Source organism: Xenorhabdus thuongxuanensis (genome assembly GCF_001908095.1).
Taxonomy (GTDB): Bacteria; Pseudomonadota; Gammaproteobacteria; order Enterobacterales; family Enterobacteriaceae; genus Xenorhabdus; species Xenorhabdus thuongxuanensis.
Map to the genome: position 1 here is coordinate 26,868 of NZ_MKGR01000032.1, position 8,136 is coordinate 35,003.

Here is an 8,136-nt window from a genome sequence, read left to right on the forward strand (position 1 = left end):
AGGAATAACATGAACCGTGATAACCTGAAACATGCTGTTTTACAAAAGAAAATTAAAGAGAAATTACAACATAACAAGCATCATCAGAAGCGGCCACCAATCAAGCAGGCAGTCCGTGATCTTCCTCTGCCATTGTCCTTCGCCCAGCAACGGTTGTGGTTCCTTAACCAACTCGAGCCTGCCGCCAGTTTGGCCTATCATCTTCCAATAGCGCTGCGCCTGACGGGTCAACTTAACCGTGATGCCCTGACTAACGCACTCGATCGCCTGATTGCGCGTCACGAAAGCCTGCGTACCCGCTTTATACTGATTGAAGGTCATCCCTGCCAATACATTGATTCTTCTGATATTGGCTTTACCCTGTCCTGCCATGATCTGCGTCCGTTAGACACCGAAACACGCACTAACCGTCTCGCCAAACTGACCGCCCTTGAAGCACAGGCACCTTTCGACCTGACCCAAGGCCCATTGATCCGCGGCCAACTGTTACAGCTAACGGATGAAGAACATGTGTTATTGCTCACCCAGCATCACATCATTTCTGACGGCTGGTCTATCGGGGTGCTGGTGCACGAACTGGGTGCGCTCTATCGTGCGGCTCTCAACAACCATGATGATCCGCTTCCGTCACTGCCCATTCAGTATGTTGACTATGCCGTCTGGCAGCGCGAGTGGTTACAAGGCACCATCCTTGCCAAACAACGCGATTTCTGGTGTACGCAACTTAAGGGCACCCCAGCCTTGCTGACGCTGCCCACGGATCGGCCACGCCCCTCCGTACAGACTTATGCAGGTAGACAGGTGCCTGTTCAGTTTGATGCGGCCTTGCTGGCATCACTTAAGTCATTTGGACAACGGCATCACACCACTCTGTTTATGACTGTACTGGCAGCCTGGAGTATTGTACTCGCCCGACTCAGTGGGCAGGATGACATTGTCATCGGCACGCCAGTCGCCAACCGCCCGCACCGTGAACTTGAGGGGTTGGTTGGTTTCTTTGTCAATACGCTGGCCTTGCGTGTCACTTTCAAAGATGATCTCAATGTGGCAGATCTGCTTGCTCAGGTTCGGGAACGGGCGCTTGCTGCCTATGCCCATCAGGATCTGCCTTTTGAACAGGTGGTGGAAGCGCTCCAGCCTGAACGTAGCCTAAGCTATAGTCCGATCTTCCAAGTGATGTTGGCTTTAAACAATACGCCCGCCAGAACCCTGACGTTACCAGGCCTGCAACTCACTCAAATTGAACAAGCACGTCACAGTACCCACTTCGATATGACCTTATCGCTGACCGAAAACGAATCTGGTCTGTTCGGCGAACTGGAATATGCCGTTGATCTGTTTGATTCCTCAACGATAGAACGTATGACCGGCTATTTGAAACGGGTACTTGTGGCAATGACAAGCGATGCCGGACAAGATATTACCAAACAAACCATTGCCAGCCTGCCAATATTGTCAGCATCGGAGCGGCACCAATTGTTGGTGGAATTTAACACCACTCAAGCCGATTTCCCACAGGAAGCCCTGATCCATCAACTGGTCGAAGCGCAAACTGCACAAACGCCCAATGCGACGGCAGTAGTGTGTGGAAAACAGTCTCTTAGCTATGGGGAATTGAATCGCTATGCCAATCATCTGGCTCATCATTTGATTACACTGGGGATAAATCCAGACGATCGAATTGCTATCTGTGTCGAACGCAGTTTAGAAATGGTGGTAGGATTACTGGCTATTCTTAAAGCGGGAGGCGCTTATGTCCCGCTCGATCCTGCTTATCCAACCAGCCGATTGGCCTATATGCTTGAAGATGCGGCTCCCGTCATGGTCATCACCCAGAAAAAGCTAATCGACAGACTGATCAGCTCCGTACCTACGGTATTCATCGACAATCTGCTCGACAATGACAATCACGAACCCTTAAGTCAATCGACAGACAATCCCGATGCGCAATCTCTGGGTTTAACATCAAATCATCTGGCCTACGTGATCTACACATCAGGCTCCACCGGCTCCCCCAAAGGGGTTGCTATTGCCCATCGTAATACCGTGAATTTTCTGACCTGGGTCCAACGAACTTTTCGCCCCGAAGCATTGGCTCATACTCTGTTCGCGACTTCATTTAATTTTGATTTGTCCGTGTACGAATGTTTTGCGCCACTGATTTCTGGGGGCACAGTTCATATTGTTTCTGATGCCCTGTCGTTAATCGCGACCAAACCCTCTTCTACAGAACATGCGATCAGCCTGATTAATACAGTGCCATCGGCCATCGCACATTTGAGCGAGACAAACGCCATTCCGCCCACCGTTAAAACCATTAATTTGGCAGGGGAAGCGCTGAAACCTCATATCGTCGAACATTTGTTTACCCATTCAGATGTAGAAGATATCTGCAATCTCTATGGTCCTTCGGAGACGACAACGTATTCGACCTGGACATGCATGAATCGAATGACAAATGCGGTTTCTCATATTGGTCGCCCCATCGCCAATACCCGGATCTATATTCTTGACGTCGTCGGTCAACCTGTTCCCCTTGGGGTTAGCGGCGAAATTTATATCGCCGGTGCCGGTGTGGCTCGCGGTTACCTGAATCGACCTGAACTCACTGCTGAGCGCTTCCTAAGCGATCCCTTTTCTTCAGAACCGAATGCGCGTATGTATAAAACCGGTGATCTGGGTCGCTGGCTGCCCGATGGCAATATCGAATACCTTGGCCGCAATGATTTTCAGGTCAAGCTGCGCGGATTCCGCATTGAATTAGGGGAAATCGAGGCCCAACTGATGCAATGTCAAGGCGTGCGCGAAGCGGTGGTAATTGCCCGTGAAGATGAACCGGGGCAGAAACGGTTGGTCGCCTATCTGCGGCCTCTGGATAGTACTGAACTGGTGCCGGCCGAATTGCGCCAGCAACTCGCCCAACACCTCGCTGATTATATGTTGCCCAGCGCCTTTATGACATTGGACACTTTCCCGCTGAACTCTAATGGCAAACTTGACCGTCAGGCCCTGCCTGTCCCCACTACATCTGCGATGATAGCTCGCGGCTATGAAACGCCGGTCGGAGAGATAGAAACCACTTTAGCCCGGATCTGGCAAGATTTGCTGGGACTGGAACAAGTCAGTCGTCATGACCATTTCTTTGAACTCGGCGGACACTCATTGATGATCGTCAACCTGATTGAACAACTGCATAACCTGGGTTGGCGGCTTGACGTGCGCAGTGTGTTCGCGACCCCGATCCTCAGTGAGCTGGCGCAAACCATCCTGGCATATCAAGACAATCCCTGCTCTTTCGAAGTGCCACCCCAGCTTATTCCCGCAGGCTGTACTTCCATTAGCCCGGATATGCTGCCGCTGGTTTCGTTGTCCCAAAACGAGATTGACGCTATCGTCGCGGCTGTACCAGAAGGAGCCGCCAATGTGCAGGATATCTATCCACTGGCACCGTTACAGGAAGGCATTCTCTTCCAGCACTTGCTACAGACACAAGGTGATGATTATCTGTTGCAAAGCCTGCTCGCTTTCGATACCCGCAAACGTCTTGATGCCTTTTTAGCTGCGTTGCAACACATTATCGATCGCCATGACATTCTGCGAACTGCCGCCTATTGGCAAGATCTGGCTCAGCCAGTTCAGGTGGTTTGGCGTCAGGCATCGCTACATATCAATATTTTCACCCCAACCACAGAAAGCGATGTTTTATCGCAACTACGTGCTGGCACAGATCCGCGCCAACATCGCCTCGATCTGAGCCGCGCGCCGCTGTTCGCCGCAGATATCGCCCATGATCCTGTACACAATGAATGGTTGTTATCTTTGCGTTTTCATCATCTGGTCAGTGACCATATGACACTGGAGCTGATTTTCGCTGAGATTGCCCACATGTTGCAGGGAAATGCCGCCATGCTGCCCACTGCGCTACCTTATCGCAACTTTATTGCCCGGATATTAAGTGTGCCAGTAGCAGAGCATGAAGCCTATTTCCGTGACCAACTGGCTGATATTGATGAGCCAACCGCTCCCTACGGGATACTCAACGTACCCAGCGATAATCGGGCTATCAACGAACACTGTCTGTCGCTTGATCCCACTTTGGCGAAGGTGATTCGCTCTCAGGCTCGCCGTTTAGGCATCAGTCCCGGCGTTCTGTTTCATGTCGCGTGGGCGCAAGTGCTGGCACAAACCAGTGGTCATGACGATGTGGTCTTTGGCTCGGTATTATTGGGGCGTTTGCAGGGGATCGCAGGAGCCAACAGAATATTGGGTATGTTTATTAACACGCTGCCGATACGGATTACTCTGATCGGACTCAGCGTACAAGAAGTAGTACAGACCACCTATCGCAATCTGACCCTGTTATTAGAACATGAACAGGCACCATTATCGCTGGCACAACGATGCAGTGGCGTAGCCCAACCGATGCCGTTGTTCAGTGCCTTATTGAATTATCGTCACAGTCAATCTGGTGAAGTAGAAACGGTCGATTCAGCCTGGGCTGGGATACGTATCCTGGCGGCAGAAGAACGAACCAACTATCCAATCACGCTATCAGTGGATGATATGGGGACTGGTTTCCACTTAACTGCCCAAACTGTGACGAATATTGACCCTGCACGCATAATCCATTATCTGATCACTGCCATCAGCGGTCTTATTGATGCACTCACTCATAACCCACAGCAACCCATTCTGCACGTGTCGATCCTACCTCCTCTGGAGCAACAACAACTGTTGGCAGGCTTCAATGCCACACAAGCCGATTTTCCGCAGGAGGCCCTGATTCATCAACTGTTTGAAATAGAAGCGATACAGCATCCCGACGCTATCGCCGTGGTGTCCGGTGAACAGTCACTTAGCTATGGTGAACTGAATCGCCGTGCCAATCGCTTAGCACATCATTTAATAACGTTGGGTGTATGCCCAGATGATCGTGTCGCGATGTGTGTCGAACGCAGTCTGGAAATGGTAGTTGGTTTGCTTGGTATCCTCAAGGCTGGTGGGGCTTATGTGCCACTTGATCCGGCTTATCCTGCCGAACGGCTGGCCTATATGCTTGAAGACTCGGCACCAGCAGTGGTACTGACCCAAAGAACATGGCTTGATATTTTTACAAATACTGAATCAACTGATGCTATTCCTATCATCACACTTGATGTCCAGGATCCCTTCATGGAAACACAGCCAGATCACAATCCAGAGGTATCAGGTCTGACTGCCCATCATCTAGCTTATGTTGTTTATACTTCTGGCTCCACCGGCTTACCCAAAGGGGTAATGAGTAGTCACCGAGCCTTATGCAATCGGTTATTGTGGTTCGTCCGAGATATCGCAATTCCGCCATTAGTTGGAGCGCTAAAAACCAGTATCAGCTTTGTCGATTCAGTGACTGAAACCTTGGGCGTGCTACTGGCAGGTGGCAAACTGGTCGTTTTTGATAACCATGAAGTCAAAGATCCCATCCGTTTCAGTGAAGGCTTGCAGCGTTTTGATGTTAACTACTTGGTCGTCGTACCTTCCCTCTTGAAAATATTGATACAAGGTAGTGATAAACAAGGCGATAAAGGTCATTATCTGAAATCAATTAAGATGTTGATTTGCAGCGGAGAACAGCTTGCACCTGAGTTAGCACAACAAGTAGTCACTGAGTATCCCTGGCTCCGTCTCCTTAATTTCTATGGTTCGTCCGAGATCAATGGTGATGCCACTTGGTATGAATATTCTGCTCAGTCAGGTGTACCGGCAGTTTCAGTGATTGGCCGACCCATCGCCAATACCCAAAGCTATATTCTCGATTCCCAAGGGCAACTCACTCCCTTTGGTGTCACGGGGGAAATTTATATCGCTGGCGTTAGTCTGGCTCGCGGTTATCTAAACCAGCCTGAACTGACTATTGAGCGTTTCCTTGCCGATCCGTTCTCTTCAGAGCCAAACGCCCGTATGTATAAAACCGGCGATCTGGGTCGCTGGTTGCCCGATGGTACGATTGAATACCTTGGCCGCAATGATTTTCAGGTCAAGCTGCGCGGCTTCCGCATTGAATTGGGAGAAATAGAGGCACAACTGATGCAATGTGATGGGGTGCGTGAAGCCGTAGTGATCGCACGCGAAGATGAGCCAGGTCAGAAATACTTGGTTGCCTATCTGCGGCCATGGGATGGTGCTGAACTGGTGCCCGCTGAACTGCGTCAGCAACTCGCTCAACACCTTGCCGACTATATGCTGCCCAGTGCTTTTGTCACGTTAGCCACTTTTCCATTAACGCCTAACGGCAAACTCAACCGACAGGCACTCCCTGTACCGGATGCTTCTGCCATAGTGATGCGCAGCTATGAAGCACCTATCGGTGAAATAGAAACGGCGTTGGCACAAATCTGGCAAGACTTGCTGGGGCTGGAACGTGTTGGCCGTTATGATCATTTCTTTGAGCTGGGCGGGCACTCCCTGCTGGCCGTCCAGCTTGTCGCCCGTATTCGCCAAATGCTGGCGCGGGAATTGCCGTTACAGATCCTCTTTAACCAACCGATTCTAATGACACTAGCTCATACGCTGGCTAGAACGGCGACAACGACTCAAACCGTGATTTCCATTGCTGACCGCAACCAGCCATTGCCCCTGTCCTTTGCCCAACAACGTTTATGGTTCCTCTGTCAACTCGATCCGGCGGCGAGTCAAGCCTACCATTTGCCTGCGGCACTACGCCTGACCGGTTCACTGGATCATCATGCGTTAGTTATTGCTCTTGACCGTCTGGTTGCCCGCCATGAAAGCCTGCGCACTCGCTTTATATTGATTGAGGGGCAACCTTACCAACACATTGAATCCGCTGACATCGGTTTTACCCTATCTTGCCAAGACTTGCGCCAGCTTGATCCGGCCTTGCATACCCGCCGTGTTACCGAGCTTGTCGAACTCGAATCCCAAACTCCCTTCGATTTCGTCCAAGGGCCACTTATTCGTGGTCAATTGTTGCAACTGGCAGACGAAGAGCACATCTTGTTGTTGACCCTGCATCACATTATCACCGATGGTTGGTCTCTTAGTGTATTAGTGCGAGAATTGGGGATTTTCTACCGTGCGGCGCTTGATGGCAATGAAGATCCTTTACCACCACTGCCCATCCAGTATGCTGATTATGCCGTTTGGCAATATGCGCAACTAAAAGAAACGACCCTCACTACACAACGTGATTTCTGGTGTGCTCAGCTTAAAGATGTGCCGGCCTTACTGACGCTGCCCACGGATCGGCCACGCCCAGCCATACAAACCTATATTGGCAACCAGATCTGTTTTCAGTTTGATGCCGCGTTATTGGCATCACTGAAGGGACTTGGACAGCGTCATAACAGCACCTTGTTTATAACCCTATTGAGTGCCTGGAGTATCGTATTGGCCCGACTCAGTGGTCAGGACGATATCGTTATCGGCACACCAATCGCCAATCGCCCACACCATGAGCTTGAAGCAGTGATGGGGTTTTTTGTCAATACGCTGGCTTTACGTGTCAAATTTAATGGTGACCTCAATATAGCGGATCTGCTCGCACAAGTTCGGGAACAAGCACTTGCCGCCTATGCTCATCAGGAGCTGCCTTTCGAACAGGTCGTGGAGGCACTCCAGCCTGAACGTAACTTAAGCTACAGTCCTATCTTTCAGGTAATGCTGACCTTGAATAACACCCCCGCTCAGAACCTGGTATTACCTGATTTGCAACTCACATCCATTGAACAAGCTCATCATGGTGCCTATTTTGACATCACATTATCACTCACTGAAACCGAATCTGGTTTGGTCGGCGCTATAACCTATGCCGCTGATTTATTCGATTCAACAACTGTTGAACGTATGGTTGGCTACTTGAAAAACATACTAGTGGCCATGGTCACTGATGCAACACAACGCATTGCCACTCTGCCAATAATGCCAGAATCGGAACAGCAATTACTGGCAGATTTCAATGCCACACAGATGGATTTCCCGCCAAACACCTTAGTCCACCCTCAATTTGAAGCGCTGGCAGAACAACAACCCAATGCGCCCGCCGTGGTATTTGAAGGGCAAACTATTCGCTATGGCGAACTGAACCGCCGCGCTAATCAGCTAGCCCATTATCTGATTGCGCTGGGCGTCCGTCCG

At 50.4% G+C, this 8,136-nt stretch carries 1 protein-coding gene; it reads left to right on the top strand.

All coding sequences use genetic code 11. The features are described from left to right. Positions 1-9: 9 nt before the first annotated feature. Positions 10-8,136: amino acid adenylation domain-containing protein (locus Xentx_RS15930; RefSeq protein WP_244149887.1), on the top strand; the 8,127-nt coding region annotated here is incomplete at its 3' end.